The organism is Streptomyces calidiresistens (assembly GCF_014141525.1).
Lineage (GTDB): Bacteria > Actinomycetota > Actinomycetes > Streptomycetales > Streptomycetaceae > Streptomyces > Streptomyces calidiresistens.
Map to the genome: position 1 here is coordinate 1 of NZ_VKHS01001197.1, position 1155 is coordinate 1155.

Annotated in this window: 1 protein-coding gene; it reads right to left on the minus strand. The window is 71.8% G+C overall.

Annotation, left to right across the window (positions count from 1 at the left end):
• Positions 1-102: 102 nt before the first annotated feature.
• Entirely contained in the window at positions 103-1089 is a 987-nt protein-coding gene (locus tag FOE67_RS26350; RefSeq protein WP_182667332.1) for an HpcH/HpaI aldolase/citrate lyase family protein, read from the minus strand.
• Positions 1090-1155: the final 66 nt, after the last annotated feature.

Here is a 1155-nt window from a genome sequence, read left to right on the forward strand (position 1 = left end):
AGATGGGTATAAGAGACAGCCCGGAGGCGCCGGGGGAGAGGTCCCGGGGCGGCGGGGAGCCTCCCCGCGAACCCGCCGCCCCGGAACCCCGGTCGAACGGCCTCAGTCGGTGGGCGGCTCGAACCGCGAGGTGCGCCGCAGCCCGGCCGCGCGGCCCTTGCCCGCCACCACCAGCGCCATCTTGCGGCTGGCCTCGTCGATCATCTCGTCGCCGAGCATCGCCGAGCCCTTCTTGCCGCCCTCCTCCGAGGTGAACCAGGCGTAGGCGTCCAGGATCAGCTCGGCGTGGTCGTAGTCCTCCTGCGAGGGCGAGTAGATCTCGTTCGCGGCGTCGATCTGCCCCGGGTGCAGCACCCACTTGCCGTCGAAGCCGAGCGCGGCGGCCCGCCCCGCGACCTCGCGGAACCCGTCCACGTTGCGGATCTGCAGGTAGGGGCCGTCGATCGCCTGGAGGTCGTTGGCCCGGGCGGCCATCAGGATCCGCATCAGGATGTAGTGGTAGGCGTCGGCGCCGTAGCCGGGCGGCTGCTCCCCGACCACCAGGGACCTCATGTTGATCGAGGCCATGAAGTCGGCGGGCCCGAAGATGATGGTCTCCAGGCGCGGCGAGGCGGCGGCGATGGCGTCGACGTTCACCAGGCCGCGGGCGTTCTCGATCTGCGCCTCGATGCCGATGCGGCCGACCTCCAGCCCCATGGTCTTCTCGATCTGGGTCAGCAGCAGGTCCAGCGCGACGACCTGCTCGGCGTCCTGCACCTTCGGCAGCATCAGGCAGTCCAGGTTCTGCCCGGCGCCCTCGACGACCGTGACCACGTCCCGGTAGGTCCAGTGGGTGGTCCAGTCGTTGACCCGCACCACCCGGGTCTTCCCGCTCCAGTCCCCCTCGTTGAGCGCCTTGACGATGCTGTGCCGGGCGTCCTCCTTGGCCAGCGGGGCGCAGGCGTCCTCCAGGTCGAGGAAGACCTGGTCGGCGGGAAGGGTCTGGGCCTTCTCCAGGAAGCGGGGGCTGCTGCCGGGCACGGCCAGGCAGGAACGGCGGGGCCGCAGCCGGTTGGTCCCGGTCGGGGTCCCGGTGGGCTCGGCGGTCATCTGTCCTCCGGTGTTCGGGGCGACCGGCCCGGGTGGGGCGCGGGTCGCCGGGTGTCTCGATGGGGG